The 22,309-nt window shown below is 40.0% G+C and carries 21 protein-coding genes, 1 other RNA gene and 1 pseudogene; 1 reads left to right on the plus strand and 22 read right to left on the minus strand.

Translation table 11 applies throughout. The features are described from left to right. Positions 1-96 precede the first annotated feature (96 nt). From EO117_RS04550 to EO117_RS04640, 20 genes and pseudogenes are all read right to left on the minus strand, one after another. Complete coding sequence (locus EO117_RS04550; RefSeq protein ID WP_126939320.1) at positions 97-1,395, minus strand: replication-associated recombination protein A; 1,299 nt, start codon at positions 1,393-1,395, stop codon at positions 97-99. A gap of 279 nt (positions 1,396-1,674) precedes the next feature. Further along, positions 1,675-1,847, minus strand: a non-coding RNA gene (gene ssrS / locus EO117_RS04555) — 6S RNA. Positions 1,848-1,945: 98 nt separating this feature from the next. Then, positions 1,946-3,742: an aspartate--tRNA ligase gene (gene aspS, locus EO117_RS04560; protein WP_126939321.1), complete on the minus strand. Its 1,797-nt coding sequence runs from the start codon at positions 3,740-3,742 to the stop codon at positions 1,946-1,948. Position 3,743: 1 nt separating this feature from the next. Next, on the minus strand, positions 3,744-5,018 hold the full coding sequence (hisS, locus tag EO117_RS04565; RefSeq protein ID WP_126939322.1) for a histidine--tRNA ligase: 1,275 nt from the start codon (positions 5,016-5,018) through the stop codon (positions 3,744-3,746). Then, a complete protein-coding gene (hemZ, locus tag EO117_RS04570; RefSeq protein WP_126939323.1) occupies positions 5,018-6,640 on the minus strand; it encodes a coproporphyrinogen dehydrogenase HemZ in 1,623 nt (540 codons plus the stop codon). The genes hisS and hemZ overlap by 1 nt, the downstream gene beginning before the upstream one ends. Then, positions 6,633-7,124, minus strand: coding sequence for a Fur family transcriptional regulator (locus EO117_RS04575; protein ID WP_126939324.1), 492 nt, complete (start codon positions 7,122-7,124; stop codon positions 6,633-6,635). Before EO117_RS04575 ends, hemZ begins: the two co-directional genes overlap by 8 nt. After that, positions 7,117-8,187 carry an AI-2E family transporter gene (locus tag EO117_RS04580; protein ID WP_126939325.1) on the minus strand — a complete coding sequence of 357 codons (1,071 nt, stop codon included), beginning with the start codon at positions 8,185-8,187 and terminating at the stop codon, positions 7,117-7,119. Before EO117_RS04580 ends, EO117_RS04575 begins: the two co-directional genes overlap by 8 nt. An 8-nt stretch (positions 8,188-8,195) precedes the next feature. Continuing rightward, positions 8,196-8,819 (minus strand): MBL fold metallo-hydrolase, encoded by a 624-nt coding sequence (locus EO117_RS04585; RefSeq protein ID WP_126939326.1) that lies wholly within the window; start codon positions 8,817-8,819, stop codon positions 8,196-8,198. A gap of 12 nt (positions 8,820-8,831) precedes the next feature. After that, on the minus strand, positions 8,832-9,281 hold the full coding sequence (gene dtd / locus EO117_RS04590) for a D-aminoacyl-tRNA deacylase (RefSeq protein ID WP_126939327.1): 450 nt from the start codon (positions 9,279-9,281) through the stop codon (positions 8,832-8,834). Then, the gene (locus EO117_RS04595; protein WP_371413079.1) at positions 9,278-11,437 is read right to left on the minus strand and encodes a bifunctional (p)ppGpp synthetase/guanosine-3',5'-bis(diphosphate) 3'-pyrophosphohydrolase; all 2,160 of its coding nucleotides are present in this window, start codon (positions 11,435-11,437) and stop codon (positions 9,278-9,280) included. Before EO117_RS04595 ends, dtd begins: the two co-directional genes overlap by 4 nt. Positions 11,438-11,502: 65 nt before the next feature. Then, positions 11,503-13,509 carry a single-stranded-DNA-specific exonuclease RecJ gene (gene recJ, locus EO117_RS04600; RefSeq protein ID WP_126939364.1) on the minus strand — a complete coding sequence of 669 codons (2,007 nt, stop codon included), beginning with the start codon at positions 13,507-13,509 and terminating at the stop codon, positions 11,503-11,505. A gap of 348 nt (positions 13,510-13,857) precedes the next feature. Continuing rightward, complete coding sequence (gene rpsI / locus EO117_RS04605; protein ID WP_009352806.1) at positions 13,858-14,250, minus strand: 30S ribosomal protein S9; 393 nt, start codon at positions 14,248-14,250, stop codon at positions 13,858-13,860. A gap of 21 nt (positions 14,251-14,271) precedes the next feature. Further along, on the minus strand, positions 14,272-14,712 hold the full coding sequence (rplM, locus tag EO117_RS04610; RefSeq protein ID WP_009352918.1) for a 50S ribosomal protein L13: 441 nt from the start codon (positions 14,710-14,712) through the stop codon (positions 14,272-14,274). A 125-nt stretch (positions 14,713-14,837) separates the two neighbouring features. Next, complete coding sequence (locus EO117_RS09395; protein WP_240632581.1) at positions 14,838-15,395, minus strand: N-acetyltransferase; 558 nt, start codon at positions 15,393-15,395, stop codon at positions 14,838-14,840. Next, positions 15,378-16,280, minus strand: a pseudogene (gene murB / locus EO117_RS09400) (UDP-N-acetylmuramate dehydrogenase); the annotation flags it as partial. The pseudogene murB and the gene EO117_RS09395, both read right to left, overlap by 18 nt. Position 16,281: 1 nt before the next feature. Continuing rightward, positions 16,282-16,632, minus strand: coding sequence for a YlbF family regulator (locus EO117_RS04620; protein ID WP_126939330.1), 351 nt, complete (start codon positions 16,630-16,632; stop codon positions 16,282-16,284). Between the two features lie 40 nt (positions 16,633-16,672). Beyond that, complete coding sequence (gene trmL, locus EO117_RS04625; protein ID WP_126939331.1) at positions 16,673-17,161, minus strand: tRNA (uridine(34)/cytosine(34)/5-carboxymethylaminomethyluridine(34)-2'-O)-methyltransferase TrmL; 489 nt, start codon at positions 17,159-17,161, stop codon at positions 16,673-16,675. A gap of 15 nt (positions 17,162-17,176) precedes the next feature. Then, the gene (moaC, locus tag EO117_RS04630) at positions 17,177-17,647 is read right to left on the minus strand and encodes a cyclic pyranopterin monophosphate synthase MoaC (protein ID WP_009352949.1); all 471 of its coding nucleotides are present in this window, start codon (positions 17,645-17,647) and stop codon (positions 17,177-17,179) included. A 239-nt stretch (positions 17,648-17,886) separates the two neighbouring features. Further along, complete coding sequence (locus tag EO117_RS04635) at positions 17,887-18,561, minus strand: metal-dependent hydrolase (RefSeq protein WP_126939332.1); 675 nt, start codon at positions 18,559-18,561, stop codon at positions 17,887-17,889. 147 nt (positions 18,562-18,708) lie between these two features. Then, a complete protein-coding gene (locus EO117_RS04640; RefSeq protein ID WP_126939333.1) occupies positions 18,709-19,362 on the minus strand; it encodes a hypothetical protein in 654 nt (217 codons plus the stop codon). Between the two features lie 335 nt (positions 19,363-19,697). Here EO117_RS04640 and EO117_RS09470 point away from each other — a divergent pair, with 335 nt between their 5' ends. Beyond that, positions 19,698-19,796, plus strand: coding sequence for a putative holin-like toxin (locus EO117_RS09470; RefSeq protein ID WP_240633662.1), 99 nt, complete (start codon positions 19,698-19,700; stop codon positions 19,794-19,796). 217 nt (positions 19,797-20,013) lie between these two features. Here the strand turns inward: EO117_RS09470 and gnd are convergent, their stop codons facing one another. Both gnd and EO117_RS04650 read right to left on the minus strand, forming a co-directional pair. Then, positions 20,014-21,429, minus strand: a complete 1,416-nt coding sequence (gnd, locus tag EO117_RS04645) for a decarboxylating NADP(+)-dependent phosphogluconate dehydrogenase (RefSeq protein ID WP_126939334.1) — start codon at positions 21,427-21,429, stop codon at positions 20,014-20,016. A gap of 23 nt (positions 21,430-21,452) precedes the next feature. Next, entirely contained in the window at positions 21,453-22,307 is an 855-nt protein-coding gene (locus EO117_RS04650) for a DMT family transporter (protein WP_126939335.1), read from the minus strand. Positions 22,308-22,309 lie beyond the last annotated feature (2 nt).

Genomic DNA, 22,309 nt, shown 5'->3' on the forward strand with positions numbered 1-22,309 from the left:
TTCTATCATATATCTTAGCACTTTATTATACCATTTCCACCTTTGAAAGTATATCGAATATCCTCAAAAACAATACTGTTCTCCCAATGGTACTCCTCATCGTTTACGGTCTTCCCAGTCTTTCACAAGTTCACGTTCACGGCCACGTTCCAAAGGAGTATAAAATTGCTCATCTATCAATGCATCTGGCAAATATTGTTGCTCCACATAGCCATTTGGATAGTCCTGTGCATAGCGATATCCAACACCATGACCTAATTGTTTGGCCCCTCCATAATGAGCATCTCGTAAATGTTTCGGCACCTCACCTTGCTCCTTATGGCGCACCGCAAGGATAGCTGCATCAATCCCTACATAGGCACTATTACTCTTAGGTGCCAAGGCTACATATAAAGCCGCTTCAGATAATATAATGCGTGCCTCTGGTAGTCCTACCATATGAGCCGCTTGCGCCGCTGCATTAGCCACAACCAAGGCCTGTGGATCCGCCAGTCCTACATCTTCTGCCGCACAAATGACGATACGTCGTGCAATAAATACAGGATCCTCTCCTGCCTCAATCATCCGTGCTAAATAGTATAGCACCGCATCTGGATCAGAGCCGCGCATACTTTTAATGAACGCAGAAATTACATCATAGTGATTATTCCCCTTCTTATCATATCGATACACTCGTCGGCCCAATACTTTTTCTACAATTTCTATAGTAATTTCTCCACCGGTTCGAACCATAGCGCCTACTTGCTCTAAAATATTCAGAGCCATCCGAGCATCTCCATCTACAAAACGCCCTATATCCTCTAATAGATCGTCGGTCACAATCAGCGCTTTCTTACCTAGACCATAGTCTTCATCTGTTAAGGCACGACGTAAGATAGCCACTAATGCCTTTGCATTTAATCGTTCTAAGGTGAGTAAGCGTAATCGAGATAAAAGAGGTCGATTCACTTCAAAGAAAGGATTCTCTGTAGTGGCACCAATTAAAATAATTTGACCACTTTCCACAGAAGGTAACAATACATCTTGTTGGCTTTTATTGAAGCGATGAATTTCATCTAAAAATAAAATGGTCCGTTGTTGCAAAGAACTACGAATGCGTATCGCTTCCTCGATAGTACTACGAAGTTCACCAATACCTACATTCGTTGCATTGAGCATGACAAACCGACTACTAGTTAACTCAGAAATAATTTTAGCCAATGTAGTCTTTCCAGTCCCCGACGGTCCATATAGCAATAAAGAAGGGACCTTATCTTCTTCAATCATGGAGCGAAGAAATGTACCAGGCCCTACTACTTGTTCTTGTCCAAAGAAATGGTCCAAGGAACGTGGTCGCATACGAACCGCCAAGGGTTCAAATGGGTCTACTGGCTCCATATTCTCAAACAAATTCATTCTTACACCCCCTATATCTACCATCGTCCATTGACAACTACTCCCGTGCATGCAGTAGTTCAAACATATATACTTATACATAGTTAATGCCCAGACTTCCTTCTTGGTACGCTTACCGAGCAATCCCTGTATACTTTACAAGATCAAGCTAAGCCACAAACTTGTAGAAGCCTAACTTTACGACAAATACTATCTGTACTTTATTATACATGCATCTAGTTATATAGTCTATATGTTCTTATTAATGCAAAAAAAATAAACCACCCTTAGGCGGTTACATAAAGCCCCACTATGCCGTATCCATACCGTGTTTTGATCCTGCAAAGGCAGGTGGGTTTCCTCCTTGTAAGATTACAGTCCTCGTAGAGGCAGAGCGCCCTTACAAGAGTAAGAATCCCTAAGTTAAAATGTTGGCTCAAAACTGCGATATAACACGCACATAGCAGGAATTTCTTTACCCATAGTATAGCAGAAAGGAACGGTCATTTCAAGAAGAAATACACCGTTCCTTTCCTTAAACGTATATCAATTTTCTATTGGACAAATTCGATTATACTAATTTTTCTTTTGTCACATCTGTTTTGATATGTAATTCACGCAATTGTTTTGGCGCTACTTCAGATGGAGCTTGGCTCATCAAGTCGGACGCACTTTGTGTTTTAGGGAATGCAATTACGTCACGGATAGATTGACGTTTCGCCATCAACATAACAAGACGATCTAGCCCGAACGCACAACCACCATGTGGAGGGGCACCGTATTCGAAGGCATCTAACATAAAGCCGAATTTAGAACGACTTTCTTCTGTGCTTAAGCCGATGGCATTGAATACTTTTTCTTGTACATCAGATTGATAAATACGGATGGAACCACCACCGATTTCCACGCCGTTCAATACCATGTCGTAAGCGATGGCTTTTACAGCACCTGGATCAGTAGCTAATAAGTCCATATCTTCTTCACGTGGAGATGTGAATGGATGATGCATTGCGACAAAGCGTTTATCTTCTTCGTCGTATTCAAACATAGGGAAATCAGTTACCCACAAGAAGGCCAATTTGTTTTCATCGATTAATCCACGGCGTTTACCCATTTCAAGACGTAACTCGCCAAGCGCTTTTGCAACTACAGCTGGTTTATCCGCAATCATCAATACTAAATCACCAGGTTCTGCATGCATAGTTGCACCGATATTACGCACTGTGTCTTCACCTAAGAATTTCATGATTTGAGATTTGATTGTTCCATCTTCATTAAAGCAAGCCCAAGCCAAACCTTTGGCACCATAGATACCTACAAAGTTTGTCAAATCATCTAATTCACGGCGTGGAATACCTGCGTAACCTTTTACGACGATACCTTTTACTTGACCACCATTATCGATAACGGAACGGAATACTTTAAATTCTGTATCTTTCACGCAATCAGTTACATCTGTGAAAGTCATATCAAAACGGATATCTGGTTTGTCAGAACCGTATAAGTTCATTGCATCATCCCAAGTCATACGAGGCATTGGCAATGGAATTTCTACATCTTGTGCCGCTTTGAACACATGGGCAATCATTTGCTCTTGCATGTTCAAGATTTGTTCTTGGTTCATGAAGCTCATTTCGATATCCAATTGTGTAAATTCAGGTTGACGGTCTGCACGTAAATCTTCATCACGGAAACAACGAACGATTTGGAAATATCTTTCATAGCCAGCAACCATTAAAATTTGTTTGAAAATTTGTGGAGATTGTGGCAATGCATAGAAGGTACCAGGATTTACACGAGATGGAACTAAATAGTCACGAGCCCCTTCTGGTGTACTTTTTGTTAACATTGGTGTTTCAATTTCTAAGAAACCATTGTTGTCAAAGAAGTCGCGCATTGCTTTTGTCACTTTATGACGCAAGATTAAATTGGCTTGCATTTCTGGACGACGAAGGTCTAAATAGCGATATTTTAAACGAATATTTTCATCTACATCGATATTGTCTTGAATATAGAATGGAGGTGTTTTCGCTGCATTCAATACACGTAACTCTTCACAGTACATTTCATATTTACCAGTTGGTAAGTTAGGATTCACAGCTGCTGCATCACGTTCTGTAATCGTACCGCGTACGCACAATACATATTCATTACGCACATCTTCCGCTTTATGGAAGGACTCCATATTGTGATCAGGAGATGCCACAATTTGTACAACCCCAGAGCGGTCACGTAAATCAATAAAAATCAATCCACCATGGTCACGACGGCGCTCTACCCAACCGCAAAGAACCACTTCTGTTCCTACTTGTTCTGCACCGACAGTCCCACAATGATGAGTACGGTGTAAACCTTTCATAGTTTCCATTCTAATTTCCTTTCACTAACTCAGTTATACGGTTTGCAATCTCAGCTAAGGACACAGTTTCTTGTTCAGATGTATCCATATATTTTAAGATGACCTTACCTTCAGCTAATTCATTATCACCAATTATAATAACATATTTTGCATTAATTTTGTTAGCATACTTCATTTGGCTCTTCATAGATTTACCAGAACCTTCCATTTCTGCCTTCACATAGGCATTGCGCAAGGTATTCGTAATTCTGAAAGCCTCTTTTTGTGCCATTTCGCCTAAAGCTACTACAAAGACAGAATCTTCTTGTTCTTGTTCTGGCAGCAAACCTTGTTTTTCCAATGCCAATAACAAGCGCTCCATGCCCATGGCAAAACCTACAGCAGGTGTATGTGGTCCATCTAACTCTTCTACAAGACCATCATAACGACCACCACCAGCTACAGCACTTTGAGATCCCAATGGAGTGTACTGCACTTCAAAAGCAGTTTTCGTGTAATAGTCTAAGCCACGAACCAAGCGTGGATTTAAGGTGAATTTCTCCCCAGCTGCTGTTAAATACTCTTTTACATGATGGAAATGATCTTGACACTCTTCACATAAATTTTCACTTAACTCTGGAACACCAACTGCTAATTGTTGGCATTTTTCTTCTTTACAGTCAAGAATACGCAATGGATTCTTGTACAAACGACTTTGACAAAGTTCGCACAACTCTTCTTTTTTAGGTTCAAAGAAAGCAATTAACTTTTCTCTGTAAGCAGGTCGACAAGTTGGACAACCTACAGAGTTTACTTCTACATTTAAATCTTTTAAACCTAAGTCACGCAATAATTGTAACACTAAGGAGATACATTCTGCATCAGCACTTGGTGCTTGTGTGCCCAGTAATTCTACCCCAAATTGGTGAAATTGACGATAACGACCGGCTTGCGGTTTATCGTGGCGGAACATAGGTCCAATGTAGAACCATTTTGTAATTGATTCTTGACCATAAATTTTATTTTCTAAATACGCACGCACCGCAGAAGCAGTTCCTTCTGGACGCAATGTGTAGGATTGATCTTTTTTATCCCCTGTAGGGAAGGAATACATTTCTTTTTGCACGATATCTGTAGTTTCCCCAATACCGCGTAAAAATAAGCCCGTTTCTTCAAACATAGGCGTACGAACTTCTTCAAATCCATAGGTCTTACATAATCGACGAATGGTATTTTCAATATAGTACCAATTTCCAAGAACACTTGGTAATAAATCCTGTGTCCCTCTTGGTTTTTGAATAGCCACTAGCTGTCCCTCCAATGTTCATTACTTAGTAAAGTACGTTTCTCTAATAGTCGTTGTATATCTTGAATATACGTATCTACGTCTTTCGGCATGTATTGTTTTTGTTGTCTAAAATCAGTGCCACCAATCCATTTAGACACACTACCTGGTCCTATGGAAAGTATGGACTGACGTTCTTCTATCATTTGTATATTATAGATACTTTCATAATTTGGCAAGGTGTAGCCAATGTTCTCCATTTGCCCCACCATGTATTGTTGACGATACATATAATACGGCACATAGCCTAATTGCAACAACGCTTCATGGGTTTCATCTAACATGGTTTGCACCACATCCTCAGAAGGGATTTCATTGGCAAAGCGACTCCCATATAATGGACTTCCCTTTTTCAACGCCAAGGTATGAATCGTCACATTATGAGGACGTAATTGTTCTATGTATCGCACATTCTCATCCATATCCCCCAGGGTCTGACGTGGTAAACCTGCAATAAAATCCATATTGATAGAGCAATTTGTATGGCTCGCCACATAGTCATACATAGATAGAAACTCTGCTACGCTATGTCCACGACCAATGATGCGCAACAACTTATCTTGCATCGTTTGGGGATTCAAGCTAATCCTAGTCACGCCGGCATCTACAATAGATTGAACCTTGTTAGCATTCAATGAATCAGGACGACCTGCTTCTACGGTAAATTCATGACCTTTCGAAATGAGTCCTCCTAAGGCTTGCAGGATACTATAAAAGTCTTCGTTACTTAAACTTGTAGGGGTTCCGCCACCCATGTATAACGATTGCACCTTTAAACCATGTGTCTTAACAAGTCTTTTCATGTGTTTTATATCACAATGATAGACATCCACAAAGTTCTGTACCTTTTCATAGTTCTGAATCAGTCCATAGGGAAAAGAGCAATAAGTACAATGGGTTTCACAAAAAGGAATGCCACTATACAAACTAATCTCCTTAGGAAATTGTTGCACATGTACCACATAAGGACGCTCCAACACTGCCACTTGCTCTAATAGTTTCCACTTCACATGGCTAATACTATGAGTACGTTTCAGTTCTTGCCGAACTTGCTCTAAATCTCCTAAGGAGTCCCATAATTTATGGGTCAACTTAGTAGGACGTACGCCTACTAAGGTGCCCCATAAACTAGTCTTCACACCCAATATACGTCTAAGCTCTGATAAGACTTCTCGGCCTATCACTTTTCGACCCTCTACCGTATCTATTCCTGAAAGAGACCATATATGGACATAATCAGAATATAATTCTGACGAAGCCTGTACACTAGTCTCTAACAGTTCATTTTGTATGGAATTATGGCAAAATAGCTTGACTGCAATACGCCTATCATCATAGTCTACTACTGCTTCAGCATCTAGCTCTCTAGAAGCCCCTAGGTTCATCATTACAATTTCACTTTGCTTAGATTCCCTATAGCTAGCTTCCTGTTCACTTATTAGAGGTGACTCTGTTTCGTCGTACGACACATGGATAATAAAGTCTGGATTTTCTTTCGATGAAAATAATCCCACTGCACCACATTGGTGAGCTATAACAGAACCTAACTCCTTAGGCCCGTCATACCAGTACGTATTATGCATGTTCTTTTTCAGCTTCTAAGGCCTTTGCCGCTTCATAGCAATCGCCACAGAAACCATATACTTTTAATTGATGATCCGTTGTGTGGAAATTTAATTTTTTAGCAATAATAGATTCTAATGTTTCCAACATATCGTCTTCAAACTCTTTCACACAACCACATTTTACACAAATCAAATGATGGTGAAAGTGAGATAATTCATCGCTATTCAATTCATAGCGATTGCGGCCATCACCAAAATCTAAACGTTTCACCAAATCTAACTCAGTAAATAAATCTAGTGTACGATAAATAGTAGCTAATCCGATATCCGGATTGTTCTTTTTCACTAAAATATATACATCTTCTGCACTTAAATGTTTCTCTTCTGCTTCAATGAACGTTTGTAAAATAATTTGACGTTGTGTAGTCAATTTGTATTTTTTATCTTTAATACGTTCTTTTAATTTTTCCATTGTTGTTTGAACTTCTGTTGCTTTATCCATGATGTTCCTCTTTCTGTAATACATAATATCTATTAAAATACCATAAGCGTTTCGCTATAATTTGTGCAATAGCTGTCAATGGTACGGCTGTCATCATTCCGATTATACCGAAGAAATAGCCACCCACAAAAATGGTAGTAATAATAACTAATGGGGGAAGATTAATAACATGTCCCATAATCTTGGGCATGATAATTTGTCCATCTAGTAGTTGTAAAACACCATAGGTAATGGCAACTTTTACCGCTAGAGGACCGCTGATAACAGCTGCTAAAATAATGGCTGGTGCTGCACTAATGAATGGCCCAATAATGGGAATCCATTCTGCAATACCCGCTAACACAGCCAAGACAAGGGGATACGGTAAATCGTAATAATAGCATACGATAAAGGTAAGGCAAAACATATTACTAGCTAGTAATAATTGGCCTCGTAAATATCCACCTAATGTGCGGAGAATATCATTAACTACCTCTTCTAAATGAGCTGATGTAGGACTGGAAAAAATATGTAATACCGCCTGTTTAATAGTACGCCCATCTTTCAGTAAATAGAATGTTAAAATCGGCACTAATAATAATTGTAATAAGGTACTAGCAAAAGACACGATAGCAAGTACGCCTCGTTGCGCTAAATCTACACCATAATTGCCAATTTTTATCAATGTAGTATTGATAATACCTTCGAATTGATGTGGTATAATACTTTCCCCATCTATACCTTGTAATCCTGTTACCACTGACACAAATTGGTCTAATACATATGGTAAATTGATTAATAATTTAGTTAATTCTCCAATCACTGGTAGCATTACATACCGTACCAACAATGTAGAAATTAACGCTACCAGGATAAATGACGGAATGATAGCCATCCATCGCGGACATTGTTTCCAATACCGTTGCGCGTAGATTTGAGTCATATTGACTAATGGCCACAACAGCAAGGTTAATATAACCGCAATAATCAAGGGAATGACCACTGGCAAGGCAATTAACAAACCAATACTAGCTAAGACCAGTAAAATGCAACGTAACCAATACTGTATGGATTTATTTCCCATCCTATCACCTACCGTACAAATGGATTAGATTGCTTTTCGTCGCCAATGGTAGTTTGTCCGCCATGACCTGGATAAACCTTTGTATCATCTGGTAACGTATAAAGTTTTTCTTTAATCCCTTTACTCAACTGTTCAAAATCACCATTTGGAAAATCTGTTCTACCCACTGATCCTTGGAATAAGGTATCACCGGCTAACAAGGTTCCTTCTGTATAATAGCACACACCACCTGGCGTATGCCCCGGTGTTTCTATCACAGTAAACGTCGTATCGCCTAACGAAATGGTGTCTCCTTCTTTCACATAGCGTACATCATCTACTTTCACAGTAATGGATCGGCCAGAGTAGGCACTCAAATTCACTTCTGGATTCGTCAGATATTCCGCATCGCCTTTGTGAATATACACTGGCACATGGTATGCATCCACCAACATTTTTACCGCCCCAATATGATCACTGTGACCATGAGTTAATAAAATTCCTTGCACGTTAAATTCATGACTATCTAGAATTTCTTTTAATTTTTCTCCTTCGTCACCTGGATCTATGACTAAACAAGTATTGTCCACTTCATTATGCGCAATGTAACAATTCGTTCCATATGACCCTAAAGGCATGTAATATAACTTCATCTGTTAACTCCATCAAAATTCTTTACTACTATCCAATAGAATCGTCACAGGCCCATCATTAACCAACGACACTTGCATATGAGCTTGAAATTGACCTGTACTTACAGTTAGACCTTTTTCTTTGAAAGCCTCTACTAATTCCAGATATAATCGCTCTGCCATCTCTGGCGGTGCTGCTTTCATAAAGTTCGGTCGACGACCTTTCCGAGCATCTCCATAAAGAGTAAATTGTGAGACCACGCACACCTCACCACCTACGTCTAATACGGATAAGTTCATTTTATCCTGGTCATCTTCAAAAATACGTAGATGACTGGTTTTTTCACAAATGTACTGTACATCCTCTGTTGTATCTGTATCTGTTACACCTAATAGTACTAGAAGTCCTAACTTCGTACTACCGATGACGGATTCATCTACGGTCACCGAAGAAGAACTCACTCGTTGCACAACGGCTCTCATGATTTTCCTCCTCGATGTACTGAATATACATCCTTCACTCGTCTCAATTTAGTCATAACAAAGTCAAGCTGTGACAAATCTTTAATATCTAACATTAAATGGATAGTAACATTTTTTGTCTCATCTGTTTTTGCATTAATATTAGAAATATTAATCTTCATTTCTGATAAGGCTGCCATTACTTCCATTAACAAACCGCTACGATCGTATGCATGAACAGAGACGCTCACTTGGAATTGATCCTGTGTAGCTCCTTCCCAATCCACCTCAATCATACGGTTCAAGTCATCTGGGGTGTGCCCAATATTGGTACAATCTGCACGGTGCACAGAAACACCACGACCTCTCGTAATATAACCAATAATATCGTCGCCTGGAACAGGGTTGCAGCAACGGGCCATGCGCACCATGACACCGGCTTCTCCCTTTACAAGGACCCCACTACTACTTTTCTTGGATTTCCCTTGATGCACTTTAAGGCGGTCAATAACAGCCATCGTATTTTTTCGCTGTTCTTCCTTAGCTACTTCTTGCTTATGAATATCAACCAATCTTAGCAACACAGTATTTACTGAAAGTCCACCAAATCCGACGGCAGAATACAATTCAGCTTCACCGCCAGCGTTCAAGGATTTTCCAATCTTTTCTAGGCGGCCACTTTTCGTTAACTCTTTCCAATCATATCCCAATCGCTTCGCTTCTTTTTCTAGCAGCTCACGACCTTTGACGATATTTTCTTCTTTATTTTCTCGCTTAAACCAATTTCTAATCTTAGTCTTACTTTCCGTAGACCCTACGATATTTAACCAGTCTAGCCGCGGTTTCCCATTTTTAGAGGTAACGATTTCAACGATATCCCCATTTTGCAATTCATAATCTAAAGGAACAATCTTGCCATTAATCTTCGCCCCTACACACTTATTACCCACATCAGTATGAACACGGTAGGCAAAATCAAGTGGTACCGTTCCTTTTGGCAACTTCATAACGTCACCTTTAGGGGTAAAAACGAAGACTTCTCCTGTAAAGACATCAAGTTTTAAGGCATTCAACAGCTCTTTAGGGTCACTTCCATCTTGCCATTCTAACACTCGACGGATCCAGCCTACCTTTGCATCAAAATCAGCTTCTGCTTTGCCTTTATTCCCCTCTTTATATCGCCAATGGGCGGCTACACCATACTCAGATACACGATGCATATCCCAGGTACGAATTTGAATTTCTACCGGCTGACCTTTTGTGCCGATGACGGTGGTGTGCAAGGATTGATACATATTTGACTTAGGCATGGCAATATAATCTTTAAAGCGATACGGTAATGGCTTCCACAAACTATGCACTGTACCTAGCACGGCATAACAATCTGGAATCGTATCTACAATGACACGCACTGCATATAAATCGTAAATCTGAGATAAATCACGATTATCTTTTTTCATCTTCTTATAAATACTATAAAAATGCTTTGGCCGTCCCTTCACATCCGCCGTAATATGAGCGTGTTCCAAGGCATCTTTCAAAATATTCATAGTATCATTTACGATATCTTCGCGGGCTTGTCGTTTTTCACTCATCTGTTGCACTAGGTCATAATATTTTTCTGGTTCTAAATAGCGGAACGATAAATCTTCTAGTTCCCATTTAATATTAAAAATCCCTAAGCGATGTGCCAATGGTGCGAAAATTTCTAGTGTTTCTTGGGCAATACGCTGCTGTTTATCTGGCCTCATATGTTTCAAGGTGCGCATATTATGTAAGCGGTCCCCTAACTTAATGACCACTACCCGCACATCTTTTGCCATGGCTAAAATCATCTTACGATAATTTTCAATTTGTTGTTCTTCTTTTGTTTGATATTGAAATTGATTCAGTTTTGTAACACCATCTACTAAAAACGCTACTTCTGGCCCAAATTGATTTTCAATTTCTTCTAAGCTAATCTCTGTATCTTCCACTACATCATGTAATAAAGCAGATACTAAGGTTGACCGGTCAATTTGTAGTTCACTCAAGATGGTTGCAACCCCTAAAGGATGCAAGATATACGGTTCTCCAGAAGCCCTTTTTTGAGGTGCATGAGCTTTATCAGCTAAGGCAAAAGCTCGTTCTATCACTGTCCAATCTTCTTCTGGTAAATAGGACCGAACACGATCCATAAATTGTCCATATTCTCGCTCTTTATTAAATGTATGTTCCTGAGGGGTACTTATAGTACTTACCATTACGCTCCCTCCTGACTATATGTCATAAACGTCAATGACGTGTGAAGTTCCAATTTTTGTTGCACATTCAACCAACGATACACATGACGTCCATCTTCTAACACTTCTTCTTTCAAAATGCCTAATTCCTTAAACACTTCTAAAGCAAGAATAGCTTCCCGTGGAGTCATGTCTTCTGGCTTACTCTCCAAGGTTTCCCGTTCCACAATATATTTCGGTGCCGTTGAAGCCCGGAATATTTGTTTCACCACCGTATACAGTTGACGTAAACTATCTACTTCTAATCGCTCTCGTTGCTGGGAAAGTGGCGCCAAATCTTGCACAATCAGCTGTGGTGTCACCACACCTTGCCACTCATTTTTCTGCAAGGAAAAGGCTACTTTTACAGGATCATCGGCAAAAATTTCTTGCATATAATGTTCCCCTTGCCAAGCCACTGCATCAATGGGACCTTGTTGGCCTTGCAAGATAATCTTGCAATGATTTTTTTGAAAGCCCATAGGATATAAGTTTTGCACACGAATCCTAGGAAGCGCAAAAACAGGTGTACTATTTCCCATCCCATAGGGCTCTAAAGTCGCAATTTCATCGATAAGATCAATACTAATATCATCACTGTTCACTGCCCCATCAATAGTGACAATAGGAATATAATCTTCTTCTGTCAATTGGTTACGACAAAATTCACTTGCTTTTTCTCGCAAAGCATCAATATTGTCTGCTTGTATACTAAACCCAGCTGCCTGTGCATGACCGCCAAACTGTATTAATGTATCCCCTGCATAAGTTAACATATCATACATGTTACAATGATCAATACTACGACAAGATCCCTTGCCAATCCCATCGTTAATACTAATCACCATAGTTGGTTTATAAAAGGCTTCTACCAAACGAGAGGCAACGATACCGATCACTCCCGGATGCCAACCTTCACCAGCTACCACGATACATTGATCTGCCAAATTCCCTTGTGCTAATACCGATTGATACGCTTCTTCAAAAATAGCTCGTTCAATCTGTTGTCGCTCCATATTCGTTTCTTGCAACTCTTCTGCAATTTCCATGGCCTCATCGGGGTCAGTGGTAATCAGCAATTCTACAGCACGTGTCGCATGTGTTACCCGTCCTGCTGCATTTAATCGTGGTGCTAAGGTAAATCCAATATGACCTGCCGTTAACACTTTACCTTCTAAGCCAGCTACTTGCACCAAGGCTTGAATGCCTACGTTAGGGGACTCTGTCATTTTGCACAAACCTTCACGAACAATAATCCGATTTTCTCCCACCAAAGGAACCACATCGGCTACTGTACCTAATGCTACAATATCTAGGTCTTCACGATATTCTTCACCTGTGCGACGCTTCCATAAAGCTTGACATACTTTGAAAGCCACCCCCACTCCAGATAAATTTTTATCTGTATAAGGACAACCTGGTTGTTTATGATTTACTACTGCTGTAGCCCTTGGGATTTGCGGTGGTGATGTATGATGATCTGTAATAATCATGGACACGCGATTTCTCACAGCTTCTACAATCTCATAGGAACTAATACCGCAGTCTACAGAAATAATTAAATCTGTTTGTTGCGCAATTAAATATTCTAAAGCTTCTAAATTAAGACCATAGCCTTCACTTTGTCGCTCTGGAATATAATACGTTACATTCGCTCCTAAGCGCGAAAAAAAACGGTACATTAGTGATGTAGCAGTAATACCATCCACATCATAATCTCCGTAAATAACAATGGATCCATTCATAGCTAAGACTCTTTCAATTTCTTCCACAGCCTGTGCCATACCTTTTAACATAAAAGGATCTAATAAATCATCCATTGTACTATATAAGAATGTTCGACCTTCTTCTACAGTGGTAATCCCACGGTTCACCAATAAATGAGAAACAATAGGATGCACTGCTAATCCAGAGGTCAATTGAGATTCTACTTCTTCTTGGTTTTCAGCAATTTTCCAACGTTTGCCGTTTCGTTTATCTAGTTTCATACGTACCTCTTGGATGGATATTTCTTTCATTATCATTATCATTATTATACATGAAAGTTTAAGCATTTTCAATAAGTATCATTATTAAAAATTAAGTATTTTCCATTGTTTTTCCTTATAACAAAGTACTATCTACAATAGATTTACTATCATATGAGTTATTATTTTTTATTATGGCATCCCCTCTAACCATATATTTTCAATCAATTCAATCACAACAAGTCCAATAGATTCCATACATCTTAGAATCTCATCAAATATATAAAGCTCACATTATCCAACGCAACTTACAATTAGATAACAAAAGAGCCCAGTACCACAAGGATACTGGACTCTATAATCGCCAAATTAACGTTTGGAGAATTGAGATGCTTTACGAGCTTTTTTAAGACCGTATTTTTTACGTTCTTTCATACGTGGGTCACGAGTCAAGAAGCCAGCCTTTTTAAGACCTTGGCGAAGTTCGCCATCAACTTCTAATAATGCACGGGACACACCGTGACGAATTGCACCAGCTTGACCGGATGGGCCGCCACCAGCTACAGTTGCCACAACGTCGTATTGTTCTAAAGTGTTTGTTAATACCAATGGTTGTTTAACAATCAACTCAAGAGTTTGACGACCGAAATATTCATTTAATTCGCGCTTGTTTACAGTGATTTTACCTGTACCCGGTACCAGACGAACTCTAGCAACGGAAGATTTTCTACGACCAGTGCCGTAGTATTGTGCTACTGCCATTATATGTTCCTCCTCCCGGTATTAACGGATATCTAATTCCAAAACTTCTGGTTTTTGAGCAGCATGTGGATGCTCTGCGCCAGCGTATACATTCAATTTACGGTATTGTTGTGCACCCAATTTATTTTTTGGAAGCATACCTTTAACTGCCATTTCGATTACACGCTCAGGATGTTTTTCCAACATCATAGCAAGTGTAGTGAAACGAGATCCGCCTGGATAACCAGAATGACGGAAATATTCTTTTTGTAATAATTTTTTACCTGTTACACGAACTTTTTCTGCGTTCACAACGATAACGTGGTCACCAGTGTCTGCATGTGGTGTAAAAGTTGGTTTATGTTTGCCCCGAAGAACTTTAGCAACTTCGGCAGCAAGACGTCCTAAAGTTTTACCTTCAGCGTCAACAACATACCATTTGCGTTCAATATTGTTCGCATTGGCCATAAATGTAGTTTTCATGCTGCTTTCCTCCTAATAACAAGAATGTATTAACAGAAGCAATTGCCACCTTCCGGGGCTAGTGGAAGTTCGTACAAATTGCTTACCGAAATATTATACTCAAAACTCAAAGGATATGTCAAGGTTTACCCCAAAGATTTCTTTAACAACCAATCGATATCAACCTTCTCTGGAGTCACAATGAATTGGTGTTCTCCAAATTTTTCAAAACCATACTTTGTATAAAAATGTTGCGCTTTATCATTTTTCTCCCAAACGCCAAGCCAAGCCCAAGCAAAACCACCAGACTCGGCGATGCGCAAGGATTTTTCAAACAAGGCTTTGCCCACACCTTGTCCATGGTACTCTTTAAGCACATATATGCGTTGCACTTCAAAGGCATTCTCTAGTTCATACTCTGTTTGTGCGTCGCCCCAATTCACTTTCAGATAGCCTGCTAATACATCGTCAACGTATGCTAAGTATGTTTCACTCTCACTATGAGCTAACTCGTTACGCAATACATCTTGGTTATAAGCCTCATCAAAGAAGGCTTGCAATTCCTCTTCTGTATTGTCATGGCTGAACGTCTCTCTAAATGTATCGGCACACAATTTAGATAGCACAGGAATATCTATTTCTTGAGCTCGTACGATAGTCACTACAGAACCTGTTCTCTCTTGGGCTTCCCCTAAAATACGCACCTCTGGTTCCAACTGCACTCCATGAACTGCATGAATCCGCTTTTGCACCTCATGAATCACACCGAGCACATCATTAGCTGTAGCACCTCCGCGATTGACTACAAAGCCAGCATGCTTCGTAGATACCTCTGCGGGACCTACGGATAATCCTTTCAAACCTGTTTGGTCAATCAAAGTTCCTGCATAATATCCCGGTGGGCGCTTGAATGTTGAACCTGCGCTGGCATGTTCCAGTGGTTGTTTAGACTCTCGTTTTTCAGTAAGATCGTCCATTCGTTCTTGGATATCAGCTGGGTTATTCTCTTGCAGCTCCATCGTCACGCGAACGATGATTTCATGGTTCTCGTGAAAGCGACTATGGCGATAGGCAAACTGCAATTCTTCTCGACTATAATGGTGCAAATTCCCTTCCATATCCACTGCATCCACACCAATGACTACTTGGTTCATTTCTCCATCATAGGCACCTGCATTCATAAATACAGCACCACCCAAACTACCAGGAATGCCGATAGCAAATTCTAAACCGCTCAAACTTTCACGTTGCGCATATTCAGAAACTTCTTTCAAAGTATACCCTGCACTCATAATAATCGTTGTGCCCTCCCGATATTGTTCCTCTTGTAATTCTTTCAAGCAAAGCACAACGCCACGCATGCCTCCATCTTGAATCAATACATTAGAGCCTAGGCCTAGCACAAAAGGTTCAATACCATGGTCGTTCAATACATGCATACAATCTTGCAATTCTTGTACAGAGTGAGGTAATACAAGTAAATCGGCGGGACCTCCAATTTGAAAGGTCGTGAAAGGCGCCAACAAAGCATTTCTTTGGATACGATCCGATGGAACCACCTGTTGCAATGCTTCCCATACAGCGTTCATATTACTGTGCCTTTTCTAAAATTTTCATACCTTCAGTGATTGGTTCGCTGATGATGCGATAAATATCGTTTGCTACTTGTGTCCAACGTGCATGCGCTGTTAAGTACGCATTCGCACCAGAATTAGCTTGTACCATTGGCAATAAGCCTTCTAATTTTTTCAATAATTCTTCTGCTTCAGGAGCGTCTGCAATTTTTGCATATTCCAATTGCATTTGCAAAGACATAAATTCTTCTACCATGCCTTTTGCTGCTTGGTCATCTTTAATAGCCTCTTGAGCTGCCATCATTTCTTTATGTTCTTCGCTGTCACGCATTGCTTTTTGTAATTCATAAGCTACATCGTAATTCATAGTTTCTCCTCCATCCTATTAGGATTTCATTCTTATATACTTACACCTCGATAGATACACCTGGTCCAACGGCCTGCAAATCTGGGAAATCCAGTTGGCGCATAGCTTCATAGGCAATGATTGCCACCGCATTCGATAAATTCAAAGACCGCGCTTCATCAATCATCGGAATGCGAATGCATGTGCCTGGATTGGCTGCCACAATTTCTTCTGGCAAACCTTTTGTTTCTTTACCAAACACGAGCATATCTCCAATTTCATATTGCACTTCTGCGTACGTATGGGCAGCCTTTGTCGTAGCATACCAAAAACGCCGATCTTTATATTGTTCATACACTTCATCCAAGGACTTATGTATTTTTACATCTACTAGATGCCAATAATCAAGACCTGCTCGTTTTAAATATTTATCTTCAATGGAAAACCCCAAAGGTTCCACCAAATGTAGTGTCATATGATTTGCTGCACAAAGGCGTGCAATATTGCCTGTATTACCAGGAATTTCCGGTTCTACTAATACAATTTCCATGATTCACCTACTATCTTATCGCTTAAAATGTCCGCTTTTACCACCTTGTTTTTCCACAAGATACACAGGACCAATGGTCATAGTTTTATCTACGGCTTTTACCATATCATAGACAGTTAATAGCCCCACTTGAACCGCTGTTAACGCTTCCATTTCCACCCCTGTAGGACCTGTGGTTTTCACTGTACTACGAATACATACAGCACGTTGTTCTTCTACTAAAGAGCAGTCTACACTCACCTTCGTCAACGCCAATGGATGGCATAACGGAATGAGGTTAGACGTTTGTTTTGCTCCCATGATGGCTGCCAATTGTGCCACTGCCAGAACATCACCTTTCTTGACATTCCCAGACGCCACAATACTGAAAGCTTCCTCACTGAGCGTAATAAACCCTTCTGCTACAGCCACGCGCTCTGTGTGATCCTTTTGGGACACATCCACCATATGCGCATTACCGCCTTCATCAAAATGTGTTAATTTCATAGATACCTCCATGTGAAGATTATTATACCATAGAGAAGGGAGAGACGTCAGTAATCTATGTTAGAGAAAAGAGTGTACGCAAAAAGGATTGCCACATTAGCATATGCTAGTAACAATCCTTTCAGGTAGAAATATTTCATATTCTCTGCTATCAAGATCCGTACGCCAATGAAATATTTCCATCGATTCTTGTAATTTTTATTTCTTCAAGGAACTATTTATTGTTCATATTCTTTATATTACAGCTCGATAGTTTGACCTGGATTCACCACAAGTCCCGCTTGTTTATGTTTTGCTTCTAACAACGCCACAAAGGTTGCTGGCTCTTTATCGATCACAGGCCATGTTTTGTAATGAATTGGAATCGTTGTATTCGCTTGAATCCAAGAGGCTGCTGTCACAGCATCTTCCACGCCCATAGTAAAGTTATCACCAATTGGTAATAAGGCATAGTCAATTTCACCATGGCGACTGATTAATTTCATATCGCTGAACAATGCCGTGTCCCCAGCAAAGTATACACGTTTACCAAAGAACTCAATCACTACACCTGCTGCATGTCCACCAGATACACCAGAACCATGGAAGGCCGGCGTTAAACGAATGGATCCAAATGGAAAATTGAACTTTCCACCTAAATGCATCGCATGAGCACGAGCACCAGCCGACACCGCTTTACCTGCTACCTCTGCCGTAGAGATCACAAGAGCATTATTCTTCTTCGCAATCGCATCTGTATCACCATAATGATCATCATGACCATGAGATACAAAGATATATTGACACTCTATATCCTCTGCCTTTGCCGCATCCCAAGTATTACCCGTAAAAAACGGATCACAAACCAATGTCACATCTCCATTGCTCAAAGCAAACGTAGCATGACCATAATACGTTAACGTTACATTGCTCATAAGAATACCTCCCTTGTATACACTTATATATCATGTTTATTAAGTAAATTATAACATTCAAGGAAAGTGAGTCGCAAGATATTGGAAGTGTATACATAAAAGCGACCACCTCCCACAGTTACCTGTAAGAAGTGGTCGCTTTTAATCTTATATAAACTGACGTAAGCAATCTCTATCCTCTTGTACGGTACTAACCAAATAATTGATATCATCTAATATATATGTATACTCAGTTCCTTTAGTAGCATTCCACTTACCAGACAGGTTAAAATCTATATGTTGTTCCGTATAAACAGAAAATATATCCTTTGGCGCCAACTTTTCTTGCGCTAATCCTTCATCACTAGCTGCGTCAGCATTATCAATATTTATATGCCCCCGTTCCAGATACATATCAACTGCATCCATCCGGCGACCACACCTATCAATACAAATGTAGCACTTTTGATACTCATTTCTCCAAGTATATCCTACAAGACCACTACAATTATTAACACATTCGAGAATAGCTAATTTTTCCTCTAAAGTATTAGGTTCTCTAATATCTACATTAATACATACATAGTACCACCATTTGTATATCATTAACTCAATTTTATCATTTTCAGTTCCAACCAAAAATGGAATTTTAATATCCACATAAGTTTCATCACCTTCTTTTATAATTTCAGCTTCATAACCACTGTTTTCTACAGATAACTTAATCGCTTCTACGAGGCTAATATTATAATCAACATTAATAGTTTCAAAATGAATCGGCTTCATGCTATCGTTATTTTTTCCATCATCCATACAATTCATATTTTCTCTCCTAACTACATATTTCAAAAATAAATATTCAATTTCTACCTACACTTTAAGAAATAGTTACCTTTAATTCTATACTCTGCCCGTCTCGTTGACAAGGTGGCATGAGAAACATTTCTACTTAATTTTACTCACCACAATACAAAAGCGACCACCCCTCACATTCTCTGCAAGAAGTAGTCGCTTCGCTATGTATTATCCAGTTATAAAGTGCTATACTAAACTTAGAGCAATTGATGTTGCCCCTAGGGGCGATATGCGTTTGGCTCATCTCTTAGTAGACTTCGGATTTACTTGTTAAATCCCCCCCTCGAAAGGAGGTGAGTGCCATGACTGTATTTGAAGCTTTAATGATCGTATTAACTTCATGTACTTTAGTGGTACTTTTAATCACATGTATTGTTATGATCATAGCATTGATCAAGTAATATATAAGTGTTAAGGCCTAACGTATATGTAGAGTATTCGCCGTACTCTGCACGTTAGGCCTCATCTTAGATTCCGAGATGAGCTTGACGCTGTTAGACATCAATTGCTCTTCTTATGTATATAGTAAATCATTGTACTATAAAAGTCAACATCCCTAGGCCGCCACCTAGGGATGTTTGCTATATGTTCATGTTACAAAATCTAGCTATATAGCAGTTACGCTTCCGCCCACTCTGTATGGAATGTACCTTCTTTATCTGTACGTTCATAGGTATGAGCACCGAAGAAGTCACGTTGTCCTTGGATTAGGTTCGATGGCAATACCCCACGACGATAGGAATCGAAGTAATCTAAAGAGGCGCTGAAAGCAGGTGTTGGGATACCATAGCGTTTCGCAGCAATGATCGCTTCACGCCATTTTGCTTGGTGTGTTTGTAATGCTTCTGCAAAGAATGGATCCAGCATCAAGTTGTTCAAATTTGGATTATTAGTGAATGCCTTTTTAATGTCTTCTAAAAAGGCTGCACGGATAATGCAACCGCCACGCCATAATAGTGCCATGTCTCCGAAGTTGATATTCCAGTTATATTCTTTTGCCGCAGCTTTAATCAACGCAAAACCTTGTGCATAGGAACAAATTTTAGACGCATATAAGGCAGAATGGATAGCATCTACTAAAGCGTCTTTATCACCTTCAAAAACTTCTGTTGGACCTGCTAATACTGGTTCTGCTAGCACACGTTCCGATTTATAGGCAGACATAGCACGAGCGAATACCGCTTCCGCGATGGTTGGAATTGGCACCCCAAGTTCTAAACCTTCTTGGCTAGTCCATTTACCAGTACCTTTTTGACCGGCTTTGTCCAAGATTTTTTCTACTAATGGAGTTCCATCAGTATCTTTTACTTTCATAATTTTAGCAGTAATCTCAATGAGGTAGGAATCTAATAAGCCTGTGTTCCATTTCGCAAATACATCCCCGATTTCATCATCACTCATGCGAAGCAATTCTTTCATCATGAAGTAGGCTTCGGAAATCAACTGCATATCACCGTATTCGATACCGTTATGCACCATTTTTACATAATGACCAGCACCGTCATCACCTACGTATGTGCAACAAGGACCGTCTGCCACTTGTGCTGCAATGGATGTAAAGATAGGAGCCAATTCGTTGTAAGACGCTTCATTACCACCTGGCATCAAGCTAGGACCATTCAAAGCACCTTCTTCACCGCCAGATACGCCAACACCTAAGAAACGGAATCCTTTAGATTCTAAGTATTTTGTACGACGGATCGTATCTGGATAATGGGAGTTACCCCCATCGATTAACGTATCACCTTGGTCTAAATATGGCAAGAAGGCTTCGATCATGTCATCGACAGGTTGTCCTGCTTTTACCAAGAACATGATTTTACGAGGTTTTTCCAACATCGCTACAAATTCTTCCGGTGTATGAGCGCCGCCGATTGTTCCTTCACAGCTATAGTTAGCTACAAAATCGTCTGTTTTTTGTGGTGTACGGTTGTACACTGCAATACTGAATCCATGACGAGCAATGTTGCGGGCCAAGTTTTGTCCCATAACAGCCAAACCGACTAGACCAAATTGATATAATTTTTCACTCATCGTCATACCTCTTTCTTGATTGACTACTGTGCGCGAGCTTGTTCTTTCAAACGAGCCAACATCACTGATGAACTAAACATAATAATACCTGCGATGACGGTCGCCAAAGCTAGGTTTTCTCCGAAGACGATAAATCCCCAGAAGGAGTTAAAGAATACCCCTACATATTGCATAAATTGTGCTACCACCGCATTAGTTGCCACAAACGCCCCGGTTAGGAAGAATTGCGCCACTACGGAAATGGCGCCGATAATCCCTAAATACAGCGCCTGTGTTTCATTTGGCCACACAAAATCTGGTATCATTACGATGCCACCTACTAACATGGTGGTCACTAAAAAATAAAACATAATTTCATAAGAACTATGTCCACCTTTTAAGCTAATGGTACGAATCGTTGTGTAGGCAGCCGCCGATAGGGCCGCCCCTGCAATCGCAATCATAGAATACCAATGTAATCCCGATAAATTCCAAGGTTGAATCATATACACAACAGCCAAGAATATAAGCCCTAACCATTTAGCAGATCCATTGGGTAATTTTTCTTTCAATACAATGTTGCTGAAAATCAGCACGAATATGCCCGACAGTTGGAATAAAATAGACGCATCTGCCATGGACATGTACACTAAGGCAATAAAATTGCTCAAATTTCCGAGTCCACCAAAGATACCTCGTAAAGTTAATAGCCCTCGATGTTCTGTAGAAAAGGAAATTCCTTTTTGTCGCATCACTATGAGTACGGCAATTGTTCCTATCAATCCTCTGAAAAATGTCACCTCTGCCGCTGGCATACCATCGCCTAAGAGTTTTACAAATAAATTCATTATACTGAAGGCGAAGGAGGACATTAAGGAAAAGAAAAATGCTTGTACCATAG

The sequence above is a fragment of the Veillonella sp. VA142 genome, from assembly GCF_003992135.1.
In the GTDB taxonomy this organism is placed as follows: domain Bacteria; phylum Bacillota; class Negativicutes; order Veillonellales; family Veillonellaceae; genus F0422.